The 20,048-nt window shown below is 58.3% G+C and carries 25 protein-coding genes and 1 tRNA gene; 12 read left to right on the top strand and 14 right to left on the bottom strand.

All coding sequences use genetic code 11. From position 1 onward, the window contains the following. The first annotated feature begins 156 nt into the window (after positions 1–156). Together HF257_RS00605 and HF257_RS00600 are read left to right on the top strand one after the other, a co-directional pair. Positions 157–233 (top strand) — tRNA-Val (locus HF257_RS00605). A 158-nt stretch (positions 234–391) separates the two neighbouring features. Beyond that, positions 392–841 carry a hypothetical protein gene (locus HF257_RS00600; protein WP_185704118.1) on the top strand — a complete coding sequence of 150 codons (450 nt, stop codon included), beginning with the start codon at positions 392–394 and terminating at the stop codon, positions 839–841. Positions 842–866: 25 nt separating this feature from the next. Here the strand turns inward: HF257_RS00600 and HF257_RS00595 are convergent, their stop codons facing one another. From HF257_RS00595 to HF257_RS00585, 3 genes are read right to left on the bottom strand one after another with little or no spacing between them, the layout of a single operon-like run. Further along, positions 867–2,294, bottom strand: a complete 1,428-nt coding sequence (locus HF257_RS00595; protein WP_185712013.1) for a DHA2 family efflux MFS transporter permease subunit — start codon at positions 2,292–2,294, stop codon at positions 867–869. 48 nt (positions 2,295–2,342) lie between these two features. Continuing rightward, a complete protein-coding gene (locus HF257_RS00590) occupies positions 2,343–2,528 on the bottom strand; it encodes a hypothetical protein (protein WP_185704122.1) in 186 nt (61 codons plus the stop codon). Between the two features lie 9 nt (positions 2,529–2,537). Next, on the bottom strand, positions 2,538–3,083 hold the full coding sequence (locus tag HF257_RS00585) for a DUF4410 domain-containing protein (RefSeq protein ID WP_185704124.1): 546 nt from the start codon (positions 3,081–3,083) through the stop codon (positions 2,538–2,540). A 321-nt stretch (positions 3,084–3,404) separates the two neighbouring features. Here HF257_RS00585 and HF257_RS00580 point away from each other — a divergent pair, with 321 nt between their 5' ends. Then, a complete protein-coding gene (locus HF257_RS00580) occupies positions 3,405–4,121 on the top strand; it encodes a DUF969 domain-containing protein (RefSeq protein WP_185704374.1) in 717 nt (238 codons plus the stop codon). Continuing rightward, positions 4,118–5,068: a DUF979 domain-containing protein gene (locus HF257_RS00575; RefSeq protein ID WP_185704126.1), complete on the top strand. Its 951-nt coding sequence runs from the start codon at positions 4,118–4,120 to the stop codon at positions 5,066–5,068. The genes HF257_RS00580 and HF257_RS00575 overlap by 4 nt, the downstream gene beginning before the upstream one ends. A gap of 41 nt (positions 5,069–5,109) precedes the next feature. Here the strand turns inward: HF257_RS00575 and HF257_RS00570 are convergent, their stop codons facing one another. From HF257_RS00570 to HF257_RS00550, 5 genes are all read right to left on the bottom strand, one after another. Continuing rightward, positions 5,110–5,427: a hypothetical protein gene (locus HF257_RS00570; protein WP_233081208.1), complete on the bottom strand. Its 318-nt coding sequence runs from the start codon at positions 5,425–5,427 to the stop codon at positions 5,110–5,112. A gap of 121 nt (positions 5,428–5,548) precedes the next feature. After that, the gene (locus HF257_RS00565) at positions 5,549–6,949 is read right to left on the bottom strand and encodes a heavy metal sensor histidine kinase (protein WP_185704128.1); all 1,401 of its coding nucleotides are present in this window, start codon (positions 6,947–6,949) and stop codon (positions 5,549–5,551) included. Further along, entirely contained in the window at positions 6,946–7,617 is a 672-nt protein-coding gene (locus HF257_RS00560; protein WP_185704130.1) for a heavy metal response regulator transcription factor, read from the bottom strand. Before HF257_RS00560 ends, HF257_RS00565 begins: the two co-directional genes overlap by 4 nt. Before the next feature lie 42 nt (positions 7,618–7,659). After that, positions 7,660–7,911 carry a DUF2790 domain-containing protein gene (locus tag HF257_RS00555; protein WP_185704132.1) on the bottom strand — a complete coding sequence of 84 codons (252 nt, stop codon included), beginning with the start codon at positions 7,909–7,911 and terminating at the stop codon, positions 7,660–7,662. 111 nt (positions 7,912–8,022) lie between these two features. After that, entirely contained in the window at positions 8,023–8,793 is a 771-nt protein-coding gene (locus HF257_RS00550) for an alpha/beta fold hydrolase (RefSeq protein ID WP_185704135.1), read from the bottom strand. A gap of 213 nt (positions 8,794–9,006) precedes the next feature. Between HF257_RS00550 and HF257_RS00545 the strand changes: the two genes are divergently transcribed. After that, positions 9,007–9,684 (top strand): HAD-IA family hydrolase, encoded by a 678-nt coding sequence (locus HF257_RS00545; protein WP_185704137.1) that lies wholly within the window; start codon positions 9,007–9,009, stop codon positions 9,682–9,684. 19 nt (positions 9,685–9,703) lie between these two features. On the opposite strand, the gene HF257_RS33240 is transcribed toward HF257_RS00545, so the two are convergent. From HF257_RS33240 to csrA, 3 genes are all read right to left on the bottom strand, one after another. After that, entirely contained in the window at positions 9,704–10,000 is a 297-nt protein-coding gene (locus tag HF257_RS33240; RefSeq protein ID WP_233081210.1) for a hypothetical protein, read from the bottom strand. A gap of 95 nt (positions 10,001–10,095) precedes the next feature. Further along, on the bottom strand, positions 10,096–10,347 hold the full coding sequence (locus HF257_RS00540; RefSeq protein WP_185704139.1) for a hypothetical protein: 252 nt from the start codon (positions 10,345–10,347) through the stop codon (positions 10,096–10,098). Positions 10,348–10,547: 200 nt separating this feature from the next. Further along, entirely contained in the window at positions 10,548–10,742 is a 195-nt protein-coding gene (csrA, locus tag HF257_RS00535; protein WP_003192511.1) for a carbon storage regulator CsrA, read from the bottom strand. Positions 10,743–10,989: 247 nt separating this feature from the next. Here csrA and HF257_RS00530 point away from each other — a divergent pair, with 247 nt between their 5' ends. Next, positions 10,990–11,370 (top strand): SPOR domain-containing protein, encoded by a 381-nt coding sequence (locus tag HF257_RS00530; protein WP_185704141.1) that lies wholly within the window; start codon positions 10,990–10,992, stop codon positions 11,368–11,370. A 31-nt stretch (positions 11,371–11,401) separates the two neighbouring features. On the opposite strand, the gene HF257_RS00525 is transcribed toward HF257_RS00530, so the two are convergent. The 3 genes from HF257_RS00525 to HF257_RS00515 form a co-directional block, all read right to left on the bottom strand. Further along, positions 11,402–12,091, bottom strand: a complete 690-nt coding sequence (locus HF257_RS00525; RefSeq protein WP_185704143.1) for an endonuclease — start codon at positions 12,089–12,091, stop codon at positions 11,402–11,404. A gap of 4 nt (positions 12,092–12,095) precedes the next feature. Continuing rightward, positions 12,096–12,347, bottom strand: coding sequence for a DUF1654 domain-containing protein (locus HF257_RS00520; RefSeq protein ID WP_185704144.1), 252 nt, complete (start codon positions 12,345–12,347; stop codon positions 12,096–12,098). A 190-nt stretch (positions 12,348–12,537) separates the two neighbouring features. Next, positions 12,538–13,626, bottom strand: a complete 1,089-nt coding sequence (locus HF257_RS00515) for an asparaginase (RefSeq protein WP_185704146.1) — start codon at positions 13,624–13,626, stop codon at positions 12,538–12,540. Positions 13,627–14,117: 491 nt separating this feature from the next. On the opposite strand from HF257_RS00515, the gene HF257_RS00510 reads away from it, so the two are divergent. The 6 genes from HF257_RS00510 to rbsD are packed head-to-tail and all read left to right on the top strand — an operon-like array spanning position 14,118 to position 20,027. Next, positions 14,118–15,074 carry a sugar ABC transporter substrate-binding protein gene (locus tag HF257_RS00510; protein ID WP_185704148.1) on the top strand — a complete coding sequence of 319 codons (957 nt, stop codon included), beginning with the start codon at positions 14,118–14,120 and terminating at the stop codon, positions 15,072–15,074. Positions 15,075–15,131: 57 nt separating this feature from the next. Continuing rightward, positions 15,132–16,685, top strand: coding sequence for a sugar ABC transporter ATP-binding protein (locus tag HF257_RS00505; protein WP_185704150.1), 1,554 nt, complete (start codon positions 15,132–15,134; stop codon positions 16,683–16,685). Further along, a complete protein-coding gene (locus HF257_RS00500; protein ID WP_185704152.1) occupies positions 16,682–17,659 on the top strand; it encodes an ABC transporter permease in 978 nt (325 codons plus the stop codon). The genes HF257_RS00505 and HF257_RS00500 overlap by 4 nt, the downstream gene beginning before the upstream one ends. 3 nt (positions 17,660–17,662) lie before the next feature. Next, positions 17,663–18,685 (top strand): LacI family DNA-binding transcriptional regulator, encoded by a 1,023-nt coding sequence (locus HF257_RS00495; protein WP_185704154.1) that lies wholly within the window; start codon positions 17,663–17,665, stop codon positions 18,683–18,685. A gap of 23 nt (positions 18,686–18,708) precedes the next feature. Beyond that, the gene (gene rbsK, locus HF257_RS00490; RefSeq protein ID WP_185704156.1) at positions 18,709–19,626 is read left to right on the top strand and encodes a ribokinase; all 918 of its coding nucleotides are present in this window, start codon (positions 18,709–18,711) and stop codon (positions 19,624–19,626) included. Continuing rightward, positions 19,623–20,027 (top strand): D-ribose pyranase, encoded by a 405-nt coding sequence (gene rbsD / locus HF257_RS00485; RefSeq protein WP_185704158.1) that lies wholly within the window; start codon positions 19,623–19,625, stop codon positions 20,025–20,027. The genes rbsK and rbsD overlap by 4 nt, the downstream gene beginning before the upstream one ends. Positions 20,028–20,048: the final 21 nt, after the last annotated feature.

Genomic DNA, 20,048 nt, shown 5'->3' with positions numbered 1-20,048 from the left:
GAGTGCCCCGATCCTACCTGAGTTGAAAATTGCCTGCCAGCCACCCGAAAATCACGGGTGTACCCGCAGCAAATAAAAAATTCGCATATTCATAGGGTTAGCTGCAAAAAAGATGTTGACACCCCTTCGGAATTCCGTAGAATGCCGCCTCACAGCAGGCACGTAGCTCAGTTGGTTAGAGCACCACCTTGACATGGTGGGGGTCGTTGGTTCGAGTCCAATCGCGCCTACCAAACAAAATCCGCTCTGCTGGGCGGTCTAGAAGGGCTCACCGAAAGGTGGGCCCTTTTTTGTTGTCTGGAATTTTTCCTGCGGAAATATCCGCGTATCTCTAAAGTATCCATCTGCCAGGCCGATGCAGTGGGTACTTTCTCGCCATCGGACATCTGGCATGCTTATCAACACTAGCGGTCTCGCCTCCCTACCAAGTCTTGCAAGCGTTGCCAGCCCGACAGATGCCACGAGCAGCAATAGCGCAGCCAAGGCCAGTACGAGCAGCACTGGCGGCCTGACTGTCGATATGAAAGCGGGTTCGCAAAGTGCTGCTGGTGCAGGCGGCACGGGGACTGCTGCATCAAGTTCGGATGATTCCGATACGGTCAAAGAGTTGAAGAAGCAGATCGAGCAGTTGCAAAAGCAGCTTCAAGAGCAGCAACAGGCCTTGCAAGACGTACAGTCCAGCAACCAGAGTGAAGATGCTAAAGCAGCAGCCGTTGCTGCGGCACAAACACAGATTGCAGCGACTGCAGCGGCCTTGCAGACGGCGACTTCCGCGCTGCTGCAAGCCCTCACTCAGGAGGGTGGCAGTACGTCGGGTTCAATGGTCAGCACCACGGCCTGAGTGCACGGAGCGTGTGCTGATGTGTTCAAGCGCGCGTCAGCACACTTTCACCCGCACCTGTCGGCAGCCGATATACATCCACCAGCGCCAATATCCCCAGTAGCGCTACTCCGATAAACGCTACTCGAAAATCCCCGGCCTGGGCATGGACCTCATGCCCCTGCACTGTCATTGATGCACGCAGCAAGAGCGCCGCGACTGTCACGCCCATTCCCATGGCCAGTTGGAACGACATGCTGAACAGTGCCGAAGCCTCGCTCATGCGTGCTTTGGGTACGTCTGCAAAGCCAATTGAGTTGTAGCAAGTGAACTGCATCGAGCGTGACAAGCCGCCCACGAACAGTAACGCCGCAATCAGGGCAAACGGTGTCTGCGCGGTGAAAAGCGCGCAGGCCGCGATCGACACCACGCCGATCATCCCATTCACTAGCAGCACCTTGCGAAAACCGTAGCGCTGCATGATGGCTGTAGTGAAGGGTTTCATCGCCAGGTTGCCGGCGAATACTGCCAGTACCAACAATCCCGCATCCACCGGTGATAAGCCAAAGGCGACTTGAAACAGCAGCGGTAGCAGGAACGGCAGTGCGCTGATGGCCAAGCGGAACAGTGAGCCACCGTAGATGCTGACTTTAAAGGTATTGATCGACAGGGTTTCCAGCGGCAGCAATGGGTTGGCGTAGTGTCGACAGTGATGCACAGCCCACACAGCCAGTAATATCCCTGCTGACACCAATCCTATGCCCGGGAGAAGCCTTTCACCGGACTGGCTGCCCAGCCACTCCAGCCCGCCAAGCAGTGCCACGCACGCACCCGCCAGCAGCACGAAACCTTTTGCGTCGAACTTGCGCACACTGGCTTCGCGGCCCTCAGGAACCAGCCATAGTGCAGCGGCCAGTGCCAGTGCGCCGAGCGGCAGGTTCACATAGAAGATCCAGGGCCATGATGCATGGGTCACGATCAACCCTCCGGCCAATGGCCCAAGGATCGGCGCCACCAGGCCTGGCCAAGTGATGATTGCGATCATCTTTACCAAGTCTTTTTTATCGGTATTGCGCAGTACCGCCAGCCGCCCTACAGGCACCATCAACGCGCCGCCTATACCTTGCAGGACGCGGGCAAAGACGAACATCTCAAGACTCTGGCTCAGCCCGCAGAGCAGCGAGGCGAAGGTGAATACGACGATCGCGCCGGCAAAGACCCGGCGCGCACCGAAGCGATCGGCGATCCAGCTGGAGAGGGGTATGAAGATCGCTACGGCAAGGATATAGGCGGTGATACCGATGTTCATGTCGACCGGTGTCACGCCGAAGGCCGCGGCCATGGTCGGCAACGCTGTGGCGATGACCGTGGCGTCCAGGTTCTCCATGAAGAAAGTGACGGCGACGACCAAGGCAATCAGGCGGGCTTGTACGCTCAGGGTGGTATCGGAAACAGGTGGGGTGGGAGAAGTCACCGGTGCAGCCCCTTGTTCAGTAAAGGTTGGCCATGGCCGGCGTGCGTTCTAACCAGCGCTTCCATACCAGGCTTGAAGCAGCATAAGTTCAACCACCGCCACCAACAGCAAAAACATCACGAATCCGAATGAAAACACGCGTTTTCGCCGTGGTGGGGTGTAGTAGGTGCTGAGATCGAGCAGGTTGAACACCAGGCCAATCAGTTTCCAGATGAACTCAAGAAATTCGCTCAAGGTGGTTTTTTACTTAGCCTTGGCGCTTTTGATGTCGCTGATCATCTGCTTGGCAATGGCCTGTACCTGTTTTTGCGTCATGGCTGACGCAACGCCCTCCCAAGCCGACGACGACGTATCGTAGGTCCGCGAGCCGATTGGCGTACCGGATTTCAGGTCGGAATAGTCGGCACGGGAAAATACCCAGGCGTTACCCACCAGCGCACCGGCGACGTAGCGCGAGCCCGGTTCTATGTAGCGGAACTTGCTGACGTTGATATTGATGCCCACGCCGTCTTGACCAGTTGGGGTCACCGAAGGGCTTTCTGTGACATTGAATCCAGCCTGTCGAGCTTCGACTTGAAGTGCGTTATTCCAGTCACGCTTGAGCAAGTTCCAATCCGGGTTTTGCTCGACCTGGCCTTCGCCCTTGATGCTGACCACCAGGTTCTGTTTGGCGGATTCCGGGATCGCCAGTGCGGCGCTGCCACCGCTTTTGACCTTGGCAGCACAGCCGCCGAGCATGGACAGTGCGACGGCACAGGAGAGGGCGATCAAGACCTTTTTGGTTTTCATTGAGTTTCCATATCCACAACAGTGGTGAAAGAGGCGGTAGCCCAGTGAGCGGGCGGCGATACGATGCGTGAATCCCTCGCGGTCTGTCCACATCTTGTTACGTGTTGGCGTCAATCACCCACAAGAATTATTGGTCTGCAGCAACAATTTTTCTTGTTGGACACCTTTCGCCCCAGGCAGCAAAGTTGCCGCCACTGACGCTCGACCTTCCGGGTCAACAATAAAAAACCGAGCCGACTGCACGCCACTTTCCTGCTGTGAACCCTTTGTTCACATCCTGCTTTCATGGCGCCGCAGCGCGCATTTAAGGACCTTACCGCCATGCAAACTGTTGTGAACTTATGGCCGTTGATCGGCGTACTTGTCATCGTGGTTGGCTTTGTCTTGCGCTTCAATCCGCTGCTGGTGGTGACCGCGGCCGCGATCGCTACCGGGCTTGCCGCCCATTTTCCGCTGGAGAAAATTCTTGCCACCATGGGCGATGGTTTCCTTCAGACCCGCGCCCTGCAATTGATTCTGTTGTTGCCCCTGGCGGTCATTGGCCTGCTGGAGCGCCACGGGTTGCGCCTGCATGCGCAGAACTGGATCGCACGGTTCGAACGCGCCACGGTCGGGCGCTTGTTGATCATCTACCTGTTTGTACGTGAATCCACAGCAGCGATGGGTTTGACTAGCTTGGGCGGGCACCCGCAGATGGTACGCCCGCTGCTGGCGCCGATGGCTGAGGGGGCGGCAGAAAAACGCTACGGCAAACTGCCGGACAAGCTGCGCCATAAGGTACTCGCGATGTGCGCCGCGACTGACAATGTCGGGCTGTTTTTTGGCGAAGACATCTTTGTTGCCTTCGGTGCGATTGCGTTGATGCACACTTTCCTGCTCGGGTCGGGAATCGATGTCGAACCGCTGCATATTGCGGTGTGGGGCATTCCGACAGCGATCTGCGCGTTTATCATTCATGCGATCCGGCTCCATCGGTTTGACCGAAAGCTCACCCGTGAACTGACGCCCGTCACCACGCCAGTGGAGCCCGCGCAATGATCATCTCCATTCAATATCTTTACTGGCTGGCCGGTGTCCTGTTGTTGATTACCGCAGGCATGATCCTGATCGACCGAACCCATCCCAAACGCTGCTCCAGTGCCCTGTTCTGGCTGCTGTTTGCCATTCCATTTCTGGTGGGTGAACGCTTGCCGTCGGTGGCTATCGGCGCAGGCTTGGTAGTAATGGCGTTGATCGCGGGCATGGGAGGTGTGGGGCGCGGCCAGCATGCGCAGTTGCATGACAAAGCCTCCCGCGCCAGTGCCGGTCGCCTTAGGCACAAGTTGTTTATCCCGGCACTGGCCATCCCCCTGACCACAGTGATCGGCTCCGTCGTGCTTAAACACGCGGAAGTTGGCGGCGTGCCGCTGCTGGACCCGAAAAATACCACCTTCGTCTCCCTGGGAATCGGCTGCCTGATTGCGCTTGGCTTGGCCTGCTGGCTGACCCGTGATACGCCCGTGCAGGCGCTTCGTGAATCGCGCCGCCTTACCGAAGCCTTGGGTTGGGCCATGGTGCTGCCGCAGATGCTGGCGATGCTTGGGTTGCTGTTCAATGAAGCAGGCGTGGGTACGGCGGTCGCCCATGTGACCACCACTTACATCAACCTGGATTTCAAGTTGGTAGCGGTGATGGTCTACGTGCTGGGCATGGCGCTGTTCACGATGATCATGGGTAATGGCTTTGCTGCTTTCCCGGTGATGACCGGTGGTGTCGGCGTGCCGGTGCTGGTCGGCATCTACGGTGGTAACCCGGCGGTGATGGCGGCGATCGGTATGTTCTCCGGCTACTGCGGAACCCTGATGACCCCGATGGCTGCCAACTACAATATCGTGCCGGCGGCGTTGCTGGAGTTGCCGGACAAGAACGCAGTGATCAAGGCTCAGATTCCCACGGCATTAATGATGCTGGTCGTGAACATCGTGCTGCTTTACCTGTTGATGTAGGGCTGTATTCCAGAAGGAGGCGAATACGCCTGCGGCGACACTCAGGTCGCCAGCAAGCGAGTGAGCCCGAAGGTGATGGCGCAGGCCAAGCCCGTCATTGCGAACGCCGTTGCTACGTACCACTTGATGAGATTCAATTCAGTGGTAGCAAGGTCCGCTCGGGTAGCGAAGTGTTTTTCAATGGAGTCTGTCTTGCTCGAAACGGCGAATAGCTTCTCTTTCATTTCAGCTAGCCTCTTTTCCAGTAGGCCCAGGCGCTTTTCCAGGCCTGAGCCTCCGTCGTTACCTCCACCGCTTCTACCTTGAACCGGGATGCTCAGCGTGTTCGCCCCGCCAAATCGATACTGTTTCTTCTCCAAAGCATGTCACCTGTTTCAAACACTGTGAGATTGCACTTGGGAAGCAAGAATAGTGGGAGTTTAGTCGAGTGGTGACAGGTAAATTTTTGCAAAATACCACCGGGTGTCTCGCGCGTGCTTTTCAGTCCTCCTGTCGTGGGAAGTACAACTCAAAACACGTCATTCCTGCCTCACTGCTCACGCTGTAGCGCCCGTTATGTAGCTGCATGATGGTCGCCACAATCGACAGGCCCAACCCATTGGACTGGGCCGAACGCTCCCGCGATTGATCCACCCGGTAAAACCGTTCGAACAACCGCGGTAAGTGCTCGGCCGCGATGGTTTCACCGCTGTTGCTGATCCGCAGCTTGATGCCTTCGGTATCTGGAGCCGCCTCTATCAACAATTCGGAGTTGGGTGCGCCGTATTTGATGGCGTTGGCACATAGGTTGGCCAGCGCCCGGCGCAGCAACATCGGTTCGGCCCAGATCACACCTTCGCCCTTGGCGATAATGCGAATATCCACATCACTCGCCAGGCCTTCGAAGTAGTCGGCAATGCGTTTTACTTCATCCACCGCGCTGAGCGCCTGGCGTTGTCGCAAGGCACTGGCTGGGTCGGTGCGGGCCAGGAACAACATGTTGTCGAGCATCCGCGCCAGGCGCTCAAGCTCTTCGACATTCGACGCCAGCAGATGTTGGTAGCTTTCGATGCTGCGGCTTTGTTGCAGTGCGACCTGGGTCTCGCCCAACAGGTTGTTGATCGGCGTGCGTAGTTCGTGGGCCATATCGGTGGACACTTGACCCAGTTGCACAAAACCCTTGGCCAGGCGCTCAAGCATGGTGTTGAAGGCGTCGATCATCGGCAGCAGTTCTTTTGGCGCGCCATGGCTGTCGAGGCGTTCGGCAAGGTTGCCAACACCAATCCCTTGGGCATGCTCGGCCAGGCGTCGCAACGGTAGCAGCCCGCGATGCACCAGCAGGTAGCCAACAAGCGCCAGGATGATCGCAGCGATGCTTGCCAGGATATAAACGCTTAACCGGTAGCTGGCGAGTACGGCGGTGCGCTCGGTCATCAGGCGCCCCGTAGTGACTTGCAGGCTGCCCAGGTCTCCAGAGTCGATGGAGGCAGACACTGTGGAGAAGGGAACGCCATTCACGCCGGGTAGATGGTGCACATCGGCGAGTATCAATTCGTGGTCTTTTGGTACGGGAGTTATAGACGGCAATTCGATGTTGCCTGGGTTGACCAGCAGCAGCGGCTTTTGCCCCGGGGTGGCGATGCTTAGAACTGACTCGCGGTTGCCGAGCATGTTCTGGAACAGCTCCGGCTTGGTCTTGATCAAGTCCAGGGTGTTGCTGTCGTTGAGCAGGTTTCGCAGTTGATTCACGCGAGTGATCAGCGCTGCATCGTCACGCATGACCAACTCTCGCTCCAGCTCGCGATAAAGCGCCACGCCCAAGGTAGCCAGCAATGCAAAGGCGAGCAGGGCGAAGATCAGCGCCAGGCGCAGGGTCAGGGAGTGAGGGCGGCGATTGTTCATGGTTGTGTGTCGAAGCGATAGCCGATACCGCGCACGCTGTGGATCAGCTTGAGTTGGAACGGATCGTCGATTTTCAGGCGCAGGCGCCGTACGGCTACGTCGACCACGTTGGTGTCGCTGTCGAAGTTCATGTCCCACACCCGGGAGGCGATCATCGAGCGTGACAGAACCTGGTCCTGGTGGGTGGCGAACAGATGCAGCAGGGCAAATTCCTTATTGGTCAGGGTGATTCGTGTGCCGCCGCGAGAGACGCGACGTTTCAATACGTCGATTTGCAGGTCGGCGATCTGCAGTTGTTCTTCCTCCCGGCTCGGGCCACGGCGGGTGAGGGTGCGCAGGCGCGCCACCAGTTCGGCGAAGGAGAAGGGTTTGATCAGGTAGTCGTCGGCGCCGAGCTCGAGGCCCTTGATGCGGTCGGAAATATCATCGCGGGCCGTTAGAAAAAGTACCGGGGTGTCCGCTTCTTTGCGCAGTCGGCGCAGCACTTCCCAACCGTCCATTTTCGGCATCATCACATCCAGCACGATCACATCGAACGAGGTTTCCAGCGCCTGGTGCAGACCGTCCACGCCATCGCGGGCAAGGGTTACGGAATAGCCCAGTTCTTGCAGGCCGTTGAGCAGGTAGTTACCGGCCTTGGGTTCGTCTTCGACTACGAGGATGTTCATGGGAAATGCCCTGTTTCAATGCGTGGCGCAAGTGTAGTCCGATCAGTTGTCACTGGGGCAGCCGATAGCCTGTACCTGGTAATCCATCACGTGTTCGCGATTTTGGTGATCCAGATAATCGAGTCGCGCGGGCACGATGCCGCATTGGCCGTAGGTGTCGGTGCTGGACAGTACTTTGGCGACGTCCAGATGCACGAAGAAGCCGACTTTGTCGTGGATCACGTTGGGCGCATCGGCGGCAAACACAGAGCCGGTGACGAGCAAGGCGGCGAAGCCGAACATAAACAGTTTCATGGCGATCTCTCTCTTTAAGGGGGGGCTGCCAGGTCGTGGCAGTAGATTCACAGTAACCAGGCGACCCAAACAGCCCGCCAACAGGACGATGACAAGTTTGTAATAAAGGGCTTAAGGCTGGCGGCCGGAGGCTTCGAGGATCAGGTCGGTGATTTCCTTGGCGTGGGACACCAACGACAAATGGCTCGACGGCAACTCGAGGGTGGTGGCGTTCATGCGTTTGGCAAGAAAACGCTCCAGGTCCGGGTTGATGGTCTGGTCGTTCGTCGACACGGCGTACCAGGACGGCTTGGTGTGCCAGGCGGCATTTACGGTGCGGCCGCTGAACAGCGTTTTTGTGATCGGCTGCTGTACGGCGTATAGCTCCAGGGCTTTGGCGTGGGGCACGTCGGCTGCGAAGTATTTGAGGAACGCGTCCTGGCTGAGCGTGAGGTAGCCGTCGTGATCTACCACGCCAGACCGCACGGGCATGGTCGGGTACTGGGCGGAGAGGGCGACAAAATCTTCGTTCGCGTCCGGTGCGCGGGCGGCCACGTATACCAATGAGCTGACTTTCGGGTTGACCCCAGCGTCGCTTACCACGGTGCCTGCGTAGGAATGGCCGACCAGCACGGTAGGACCGTCCTGTTGATCTAGCACGCGATTGGTAGCGGCAACATCGTCGGCTACTGAGGTCAGCGGGTTTTGTACGGCGGTGACGTGCAGGCCGGCAGCCTGGAGGCGGGTAATCACCTCGGACCAGCTTGAACCGTCGGCCCAGGAGCCGTGCACCAGTACCACGTTGTTGGCCTTGACTGGCGCGACGGTGCCGGCCATGGCGGTGCCGGTGCCCAGCATCAACAGGCTGGCGGCAATCAGGCAGAGTTTGCTTGCAGGCTTCATCAGGTGGACCCTTCTTCATCGGTAGGAAGTGACGTCAGCTGTTGTGGCTGACTGACGACTCCACTGTATGAAGCGAGGGGGGCGGCAAGCCTTACCGGCTCATTACAAAACTGTAATGCGAGGCTGGTGCGTTGGTAGCGTTTACAAGACTCAAGGTGATCCGTAGATTGCGTCGGGACGTTTATTTGTTTCAGCCCACGAGGAAGTTACGCAGTGTCCACCCGAGGTTCAGCCGTATTCGCCCGACAGTATCGCGCCTTCCTGTTCGACATGGACGGAACCCTGCTCAACTCCATCGCCGCCGCCGAGCGTGTGTGGGGCATTTGGGCTGAACGCCACGGCTTGGATGTGCCCGCGTTCCTGGCGACCATTCATGGTGCTCGCGCGATTGATACCATCACTCGCCAGGCATTGCCTGGCATTGACTCCGAGGTGGAGGCGCAGTGGATTACGGAGGCGGAAATCAATGATGTCGAAGGCGTCGTGGCGATTCCCGGCGCTGTTGCGTTTCTGAAGGGGCTGCCCGGGGATCAGTGGGCACTGGTCACATCCGCGCCCAGGGAGCTGGCGTTGCGGCGACTGCAAGCGGCAGGTATCGCGCCCCCTGCGGTGCTGGTAACCGCTGAAGATGTGGCCATCGGCAAGCCGAACCCGGCCTGTTATGTGCTTGGCGCCCAGCGTCTGGATGTACCGGTGCAGGACTGCCTGGTATTCGAGGACGCGACGGTAGGCATTCGAGCGGGAGAGGCGGCAGGAGCGGATGTGATGGTGGTGACGTCGACGCATCACGTATCGATGGTGACGGAGCATCCGTCAATCGCAGACTATGAGCAATGGCGGGTGCAGCGCAACGCTGACGGATTGTTGAGTTTGCTGGGCGTGACAGGCTGAAGTGAAAAGGTCGAATCTGTCATGGGTCTCGACCTTGTTCACAAGGCGCTGGGCCCTGTGAAGGCTGCAATCGGCTGCTTCGAATACCTTGGCGTGAAAGCACCATTTCCCTGAGTAGCTCATTGGCCAGCCGTGCAATCGCTTCGGCACCTCGATAGTGCGCCCGTACTATTCCAGTGATTGCGAAATGGTCGGTTTCGGGGCCGCTCAAGACTGCCGAAAGGGTGCCGTCGGCGTGCAGCGTGCACGTGACGTTGTAGCTGGGCAGGCGCGCTGCCAGTGCAGCTTCGATTTGGGATTTAGTCAGGGTATCCATCTACTTCAGCGCCTTTCGGTGACTATGCAAGCCAAAGCATAGGTCTTGTAGGGCGCCTGTAAATGCCGGCGATCAGATCGCAAAAAAACAGAGCATCAGCGTGGAGTTTTCTGATCGGAGTGTTGGCACAATTTGCGTTGCACCACCTGCTGGATGGGCTTGAGACAGAACATAAACAGGTAGCCGCCCAGCAGCAGCGCCAGGTCGAACCAGGAATGGGAGTCGCTGGCGTCGCCGCCCTCGATTTCAAGCCACAGGGCATATTCGAGCCCGACGAAAGACAGCCCGATCACCAGGGTAATTGCCCAGGATCTTGAGGTAAATGGTTGTGCAGTGGTAGGCATCATCGACGTGCTCCTGAGCGCACACGGATGGCAAGGTGTGGGTCAGAAGATTCGGCTATGGATGACGCAACAAGTTCCAGGCGAGAAGACAGTTTCATCTTGGAGCAAAGATGAACCCATAGTCCTCTCAGGCACCGCAGGAGCAGTTCGAAGGGGTTTTCGCCAGCCGTCACAGAACGAAAGGGCTGGCTACTGAGGTCGCTTCAAGGCGTCTGGTTTTTGTCCGGGGCAGTCAGCCCGGCCTGGATGCGCTGGTAGATTTCCTCGCGATGCACGGCAACATCCTTGGGTGCGTTGATGCCGATTCGTACTTGCTGGCCGCTGACGCCCAGGATGGTGATCGTGATGTCATCACCGATGTTTATGCTTTCACCGACTTTTCGGGTGAGTATAAGCATGGACTTCTCCTTGATTACTTTGAAGGACACATGTTTCAGACAGGGCAAGTGTCGGATGTGCGTAGCTTACTGCGAAGCGCTTCCCTGTGACTGCCTCTTTTAGGACGCATAGAGGCGACATTAATTCCCATGGCGGCATCATACAGGTCTGGGATACATCATTCGCATTGTTTAAGCCAACGTTTATGACGGCCAGAATAGACAGTGAATGATAAAGTCGCCTCTTTATCTTTAAAGGAGCAGGGCAGTGCGTAAAGTAGCGATAGCAATTGCGGTGTTGGCATTGGCCGGTTGCGGTGAAGGCAAAAGCGTCGATGCGCCCAAGGCCAAGCCTGCCGTGACCGAAAGCCAGCCACAAACCGGCGCGATTGCCGCTAAGGAATGGGACCTGCGAGTCGGCCCGCCGGACCACAAGCTGCAGGCGATTACCGACCTGACCGCCTGGTTGCTGGAACATGGTTTTAATTTTTATATCGTGAAAGTCGACGGCAAGGACGACGTGCTGTTGGGCCCATTCGCCACCAGGGCAGAAGCCGAGGCCAAGCAAGCACTGCTTGCCGAAAAGCTCGCCCGGGCCAAGAAAACCGATACCGAGTCTGAGATCATCGAACACAAGGCTTCGCAGTAACCAGAAGGCGGGGCGAGAGCCCCGCCCAGGTTCAACCGCAGGCCTTGAGGTTCACGGGGCCGACAAACTCGTTACCGCGGCCCATCACGCAGGCGACCGTCTGGTTACGCTGGCGTTCCCAGGTTTGTACCGGGTAGGTTTTGTTCCAGGCTTCGTACAGCTGGCGGTCCTGTTTCGATAGGCGCAGTCCGTACTGCTTGCTCATATAGAAGTAGGTGCGGGCGATCATCCCCCGAATGGACGGGCGTGGCATGACCTTCTTGGCCTTGAAGTCCACCTGGGTCAGGCACGAACCGTACTGCCCGCTTTGCACTGGCAGCCAGCCAAAACTGAAATTGTTACGGTCGCCGTTGATATCCCCAATGCTGGGCACCAGGTTGTGCAAGTCGGCTTCGGCGCGCTTGAAAGCCTCGTCATTGCGCGTGCAGTTCTTGCGCCCGCCGTTCTGCCAACACTGGCGCTGATGCCCGATCTGCCAGGCCGGAACGATGTGCTCCCATTCGATTCGTGCCGCACGGTTGGCGTTCTTACGTGGGATGTAGCCGCAGGCTTTCAGGTCCACACGGTTGCCGGTGTACTTGCAACCGCAATAGAACTCGGTGGATTGTGGGGCGTAGAGTTTCCAGGCGACTTTCTTGGCTTCGCTGAACGTCCGAGGTGCCTGGGCATGGGCAGTAACGGCAAAAAACAGGCAGCACATAGCAATAAAACGGGCACTCATTAAATCAATCTTCCTTCGGTACAACCCAGAAAATCTGCACGCCGCCGTCGTCCCGATAGGCAAGGGTGACGTTGTCGTTTTCCGCGATTTCTTCCAACAAGCGTTCCCACTCATCTTCAGGTTCTTCCGGCAAGCGGAAGATCAAGGCTGCCTTGGCTTTTTGGGCGTTGGTGGAATTGATGATCTTTTGCACACGGATGGCCAGGCGCTGGTAGGCGTCCGGCGGGGTTGGCGCTGCGGAAGAGGACTTTGCCACGGAGTGTTCCTTAATTAGCTGTACGTGCACACAGTATTTAACTGTAAGCAATTTCGCAACTGCTTAGACTTCAAGAAGTTCTTCTGACAGCGTTCAAGGCGGCTTGGTGTAGGACGGGGATGTTTTTATCGCGGGGATTTGCGGAGGTGCAGGGGCGGTTAAGCCACCCCTGCCGTAGCATTTTCGAGAATCAGTATTCCCAGAAAATACGTTGCAGCTCTTTGCTGTCCTGGGTCTTGGTCAGGGCGACCATGGCCAGGATGCGGGCTTTTTGCGGGTTCAGGTCTAGCGCTGCAACCCAGTCGTACTTGTCATCAGGCTGTTCTGCGTTGCGCAGGACCATACCGCCGGCATTGACGTGGGAGGAGCGAATGATCTGTACGCCTTGTTTGCGCAGTTCAACCAGTGCCGGTACCACTTTGGACGACACTGAGCCGTTACCGGTACCCGCGTGGATAATGGCTTTTGCGCCAGCCTGGGCCAGGGCTTTGTAGGCGGTGTCGCTCACGTTGCCATAGCCGTAGGCAATTTCAACATCGGGCAGGCTCTTGATGTTCTTGATATCGAACTCCGAGTCCATGGTGTGGCGCTTGGCTGGCAGGCGGAACCAGTAGGATTTGCCCTCAACCACCATGCCCAGCGGACCCCAAGGGCTCTTGAAGGCTTCGGTCTTGATGTTGATCATCTTGCTGACGTCGCGACCCGATTGGATCTCGTCGTTCATGGTCACCAGCACGCCTTTGCCGCGCGCATCTTTGCTACCGGCCACGGCTACAGCGTTGTACAGGTTGAGCATGCCGTCCGCCGACATGGCGGTGCCCGGACGCATGGAGCCAACCACGACGATTGGCTTGTCGGTTTTTTCCACCAGGTTCAGGAAGTAGGCGGTTTCTTCCAGGGTGTCAGTACCGTGGGTAATCACGATGCCGTCCACGTCCTTGCTGTCGGCCAGTTCGGCGACACGACGACCCAGTTGCAGCAGGTTTTCGTTGGTGATGCTTTCGGACGCAATTTGCATCACTTGCTCGCCGCGCACATTGGCGATCTGGCTAAGCTCAGGAACACCGGCGATCAATTGCTCGATGCCAACCTTGGCTGCCTGGTAGGTGGCGCTGTTGGCGGCGCTGGCGCCAGCGCCGGCGATGGTGCCGCCGGTGGCGAGGATCACCACGTTGGACAGTTTGGTCTTGGTTTCAGCTTCCTTTGCCTGGGCGGCAACGGGGAACAGCAGCAGGAGGGCCAATGCGCCCGGAACAATGTTCTTCAGTGCAGATTTCATTATTTTTCTCTCTGGTTTTTGATGAGTGCTGTAGCAGGTTCATCTAGAACACCTGGGCAGTTCTGAATGCCACAAGGTGATGGGTTAGAGCAGGATCTGTACCAAGCTCCCTCATGTAGTAAATTAAATATAAGTTATTGTTTATATGGATTATTTTTTTTGATTTTTGACAGGGTTGGTCTGATGGCTGTCCGGCTTTCCGAACATCGGGAGGTATCGTGTTCGGTTGTCCGAAAAGGCTCGTGGGCTAAGCCAGACTGCCGCGTAGCAGCGCTGTCATTACATGTCGTTTTAGACAACGATCGGGCGATTGGGATGTTTAACGATACCCATCGCAGGGAAGAGGGCAGGGGTTAGAGGGCTCGGATGAAAGGCCGTTTTCTACCGTTGACAAATCCCGACAAGGTTCTCATAGTTTCAGTAACGCAAACGTTTGCGAGATGTTTCGCAGCAAGCGTTGCTCACAATAATCATAAGATCGGAGTGAACCCATGAAGCTGCCATTCGCTGGACGTCTTCTTGCTGTCGCTGTGCTTGCTGCCGCATCCGCTGCCCTGCCTCTCTCTTCCGCATTCGCTGATGACGCCGCCAAACCCAAGGTCGGCCTGGTCATGAAATCCCTCGCCAACGAATTTTTCGTGACCATGCAAGACGGCGCCAAGGAATACCAGAAAGCCCACGCTGCCGACTTCGACATGATCACCAACGGGATCAAGAACGAAACCGACACCAGCGCCCAGATTGATATCGTGAATCAGATGATTCTTTCGAAAGTGAACGCCATCGTGATCGCCCCCGCTGACTCCAAGGCGCTGGTCACTGTGCTCAAGAAGGCTTCCGATGCCGGTATCAAGGTGGTCAACATCGACAACCGCCTGGACCCGGACGTGCTGAAAAGCAAAAACCTCGATATCCCCTTCGTTGGCCCCGACAACCGCAAAGGCTCCAAATTGGTGGGCGACTACCTGGCCAAGCAACTGGCTGCGGGTGACAAAGTCGGCATTATCGAAGGCGTCCCCACCACCACCAATGCCCAGCAACGCACCGCAGGCTACAAAGATGCGATGGACGCAGCAGGCATGAAGATCGTTTCTACCCAATCCGGTAACTGGGAAATCGACCAGGGTCAGAAGGTAGCCTCTGCCATGTTGAGCGAGTACCCGGACCTCAAGGCGCTGTTGGCCGGTAACGACAACATGGCGTTGGGCGCTGTTTCCGCCGTGCGTGCGGCTGGCAAGGCCGGCAAGGTATTGGTAGTGGGCTACGACAACATCGAAGCCATCAAGCCGATGCTGCAGGACGGCCGCGTGCTGGCTACCGCCGACCAGGCGGCTGCCCAGCAAGCTGTATTCGGTATCCAGAATGCGCTCAAGCTGGTCAAGGGTGAGAAAGTCGACTCCAAGGATGGCGTGATCGAAACCCCGGTCGAGCTCGTCCTCAAGAAGTAATCCTGGCGGCACCCAACAGCGTCCGCTCGTCCTGAGCGGGCGCCTGGAGATTTTCCTATGTCATCTTCCGCCCCGAACGCTGTCCTCTCGGTCAGCGGTATCGGTAAGACCTACGCCCAGCCGGTGCTGTCCGACATCACCCTGACGCTCAATCGCGGCGAAGTGCTGGCGCTGACCGGTGAGAACGGTGCAGGCAAAAGCACCTTGTCGAAAATTATCGGCGGGCTGGTCACTCCGACCACCGGGCACATGCAATTCAACGGTCAGGACTACCGCCCTGGCAGCCGCACTCAGGCTGAAGAGCTGGGTGTGCGCATGGTCATGCAAGAGCTCAACCTGCTGCCGACGCTGACCGTGGCCGAAAACCTGTTCCTGGACAACCTGCCAAGCCACTGTGGCTGGATCAGCCGCAAGCAACTGCGCAAGGCCGCAATCGAGGCCATGGCCCAAGTCGGCTTGGACGCGATTGACCCGGACACGCTGGTCGGCAGCCTTGGTATCGGTCATCAGCAAATGGTCGAGATCGCCCGCAACCTGATCGGCGATTGCCATGTGCTGATTCTCGATGAGCCCACGGCCATGTTGACGGCCCGTGAAGTCGAAATGCTGTTTGAACAAATCACCCGCTTGCAGGCCCGGGGCGTGGCGATCATTTATATTTCGCACCGGCTGGAAGAGCTGTCCCGTGTCGCCCAACGCATTGCGGTCCTGCGTGACGGCAAATTGGTCTGCGTCGAGCCGATGGCCAACTACAACAGCGAGCAGTTGGTGACCTTGATGGTCGGCCGCGAGCTGGGTGAACAGATTGACTTGGGCCCGCGCACAATCGGCGGCCCGGCCCTGACGGTGAAAGGCCTGACCCGCTCCGACAAGGTCCGCGATGTGTCCTTTGAGGTTCGCGCAGGCGAGATCTACGGTATCTCCGGGCTGATCGGCGCTGGCCGGACTGAACTGTTGCGCCTGATCTTCGGCGCCGACCTGGCTGACAGCGGTACCGTCGCGCTAGGTTCGCCAGCCCAGGTGGTGAGCATCCGCTCGCCAGTGGACGCGGTGGGCCATGGCATCGCACTGATTACCGAGGATCGCAAGGGTGAAGGCCTGCTGCTGACCCAGTCCATCAGCGCCAACATCGCGCTAGGCAACATGCCGGAAATCTCCGGCGGCGGGGTGGTCAATGGCAGCGACGAAACCGCCTTGGCCAAACGCCAGATCGATGCCATGCGTATCCGCAGTTCCGGTCCGGCGCAATTGGTTTCCGAGCTGTCCGGCGGCAACCAGCAGAAGGTCGTGATCGGCCGTTGGCTGGAGCGCGATTGCTCGGTGATGCTGTTCGATGAGCCCACCCGTGGGATCGACGTCGGTGCCAAGTTCGATATTTATGCCTTGCTCGGCGAATTGACACGCCAGGGCAAAGCACTGGTGGTGGTGTCCAGCGACCTGCGTGAACTCATGCTGATCTGCGACCGCATCGGTGTGTTGTCCGCCGGACGCTTGATCGAGACATTTGAGCGCGACAGCTGGACCCAAGACGATTTGCTTGCCGCCGCCTTTGCCGGCTATCAGAAACGCGATGCGCTGCTCAACGACGCAGCGCTTAGGGATACCCCATGAAAACCACAACTTCCCCCGGTAAAGCCGGTGGCAACTTCTATGGCCTGGGCACCTACCTTGGGCTGGCGGGCGCGTTGCTTGCGATGATCGCGCTGTTCTCAGTGCTCAGCGATCACTTCCTGTCCTACGACACGTTCAGCACCCTGGCCAACCAGATCCCGGACCTGATGGTGCTGGCGGTGGGCATGACCTTCATCCTGATCATCGGTGGCATCGATCTGTCGGTGGGGTCGGTGCTGGCGCTGGCGGCGTCGGCAGTCAGCGTGGCGATCCTGGGCTGGGGCTGGAGCGTGTTGCCGGCCGCTGTGCTGGGTATGGGCTGCGCTGCACTGGCAGGCACCATTACCGGTTCGATCACCGTGGCCTGGCGCATTCCGTCGTTTATCGTGTCCCTGGGCGTGTTGGAAATGGCGCGCGGCGTGGCGTACCAGATGACCGGTTCACGTACGGCCTATATCGGTGACTCGTTTGCCTGGCTGTCCAACCCGGTCGCGTTCGGCATTTCACCTTCGTTCATCATTGCGCTGCTGGTGATCATCGTCGCCCAATTGGTGCTGACGCGGACGGTATTCGGTCGGTACTTGATCGGTATCGGTACCAACGAAGAAGCCGTACGCCTGGCGGGGATCAATCCCAAGCCCTACAAGATCCTGGTCTTCAGCCTGATGGGCCTATTGGCGGGTGTGGCGGCACTGTTCCAGATTTCGCGCCTGGAAGCGGCGGACCCAAATGCTGGCTCCGGCCTGGAGTTGCAAGTGATTGCAGCAGTCGTGATCGGCGGCACCAGCCTGATGGGTGGGCGCGGTTCGGTCATCAGTACTTTCTTTGGTGTGTTGATTATTTCAGTATTGGCCGCCGGCCTGGCGCAGATCGGGGCCACGGAGCCCACTAAACGCATCATTACCGGTGCCGTGATTGTGATTGCAGTGGTTCTCGATACCTACCGCAGCCGCCGCGCCAGTCGGCGGGGCTGAACCATGGCAACGATCAAGGATGTGGCAGCGCTTGCAGGTATTTCCTACACCACGGTGTCACATGTGGTGAACAAGACGCGTCCGGTCAGCGAGCCGGTACGAATTAAAGTCGAAGCTGCGATCAAACAACTCGACTACGTACCCAGCGCCGTCGCGCGTTCGCTCAAGGCCAAGACCACAGCCACCATCGGCTTGCTGGTGCCCAACAGCCTCAACCCGTACTTCGCCGAGTTGGCCCGGGGTATCGAGGATTACTGCGAGCGTAACGGCTACTGCGTGATCCTCTGCAATTCCGACGACAACGCTGAAAAGCAGCGCAACTATCTGCGGGTGTTGCTGGAAAAACGCATTGACGGCCTCATCGTGACCTCGGTGGGTGGCGACGATAGCGGGCTGGCCGCCGGCGTGAGCGCAGTGCGCACGCCGATGGTAATTGTCGACCGGGCGCTGGACGGCATTGATGTCGATCTGGTGCGTATCGATCACGAGGAGGGCGCCTATCTGGCGACCCGGCACTTGCTTGAATTGGGGCACCGGGATATCGCCTGCATCGGCGGCCCCGCGCGCACTCGCGTGGCGCAAATGCGTCTGGCCGGTTACCACCGCGCATTGCATGAGGCGGGTGTGGAAGTGGCACCCAATCGTACCCAGGAAAGCGATTTCACCAGCACTGGTGGTTACGCTGCTGCGGTGCAACTGCTGGCCGAAAACCCGCCCAGCGCTATTTTTGCCAGCAACGACATGATTGGTTTCGGCGTGTTGCGCGCAGCAGCTGAGCGTAACATTCGTGTGCCTGGCGAGCTGTCGGTGATCGGTTTCGATGACATTCAAATGGGCCGATACGTCTACCCGGCGTTGACCACGGTCGGGCAATCGATCGTCCAGTTGGGTGAAACAGCGGCTGAGCTTTTACTGAAACGAATTGCGACACCCCAACTGCCGATCGATCAACGAATCGTGACGCCGAGCATTGTATTGCGCGAGTCGACGGCGCCCGTCGCCGGTGTCTTCGCTCAATACCGCTGAACCGAATTGATGAGTACTGATGTATGCCCGCAAAAGTAGTGGTAGTAGGCAGTTTGAACATGGACTTGGTCACCCGCGCAAGCCGGTTGCCGCGTGCCGGTGAAACGCTGATCGGCCAAACGTTCTCCACGGTGCCTGGCGGCAAGGGCGCCAACCAGGCGGTGGCATCGGCGCGGCTGGGGGCAGAGGTTGCGATGATCGGCTGCGTCGGCACCGATGCCTACGGCACTGAGCTGCGTGACGCGTTGCTGGTGGAAGGTATTGACTGCCAGGCCGTCAGCCGTGTGGATGGCTCCAGTGGTGTGGCGCTGATCGTGGTGGATGACAACAGCCAGAACGCGATTGTGATCGTTGCCGGTAGCAACGGTGAACTGACGTCGGCCTCGTTGCAGGCGTATGACGCGGTGCTGCAGGCAGCCGAGGTGGTCGTCTGCCAGTTGGAGGTGCCTATGGAGACCGTGGGCTTCACGCTCAAGCGTGGCCGAGAATTGGGTAAGACCGTGATCCTCAATCCGGCGCCGGCTAGCGCACCGCTGCCTGCCGAGTGGTACGCCTCGATTGATTACTTGATTCCCAACGAAAGCGAAGCCACTGCGCTGAGCGGTGTAACGGTGGATTCACTCGACAGTGCCAAGCTGGCCGCGACTCACCTGATCAAGGCGGGCGCAGGTAAGGTCATCATCACGCTGGGCTCCCAAGGCGCATTGTTTACTGACGGCCTGACCTTTGAGCACCTGCCAGCGCCCAAGGTCAAGGCGGTGGACACGACGGCGGCTGGCGACACCTTTGTGGGTGGCTTTGCCGCCGCATTGGCCGGCGGAAAAAGCGAAGCCGAAGCCATTCGCTTCGGTCAGGTCGCGGCGGCGTTGTCAGTGACCCGTGCCGGTGCGCAACCCTCTATTCCTACGTTGCACGACGTACAAGGTTTTGTGTCCCCATGAAAAAGACCCCTCTGCTCAATATTGCCCTGTCGCGTGTGATCGCCTCCCTGGGCCACGGCGATATCTTGGTGATCGGCGATGCTGGCCTGCCGGTGCCGCCGGGCGTCGAGTTGATCGACCTTGCATTGACTCAAGGCATCCCGGACTTCATCAGCACGTTGCGCGTTGTGCTCAGCGAAATGCAGGTGGAAAGCCATGTACTGGCTGAAGAAATTCTGCTCAAGCAGCCGCCGGCCCTGAGTGACCTGAATACCCTCACAGAGCACGCGGCTCTGGGTGATCGGCGCCTGGTCAGCCACGAGGAGTTCAAGCAGCTCAGTCGCAAGGCGCGGGCCGTGGTACGTACTGGCGAGTGTCAGCCTTACTGCAATATTGCGCTGGTGTCCGGCGTAACGTTCTAGCCTTTTCCAACGACAAGGAGT

This window comes from Pseudomonas cremoris, assembly GCF_014230465.1.
The sequence above is the reverse complement of the archived record's forward strand: the minus strand, read 5'-3'. Positions and strand labels throughout refer to the sequence as shown.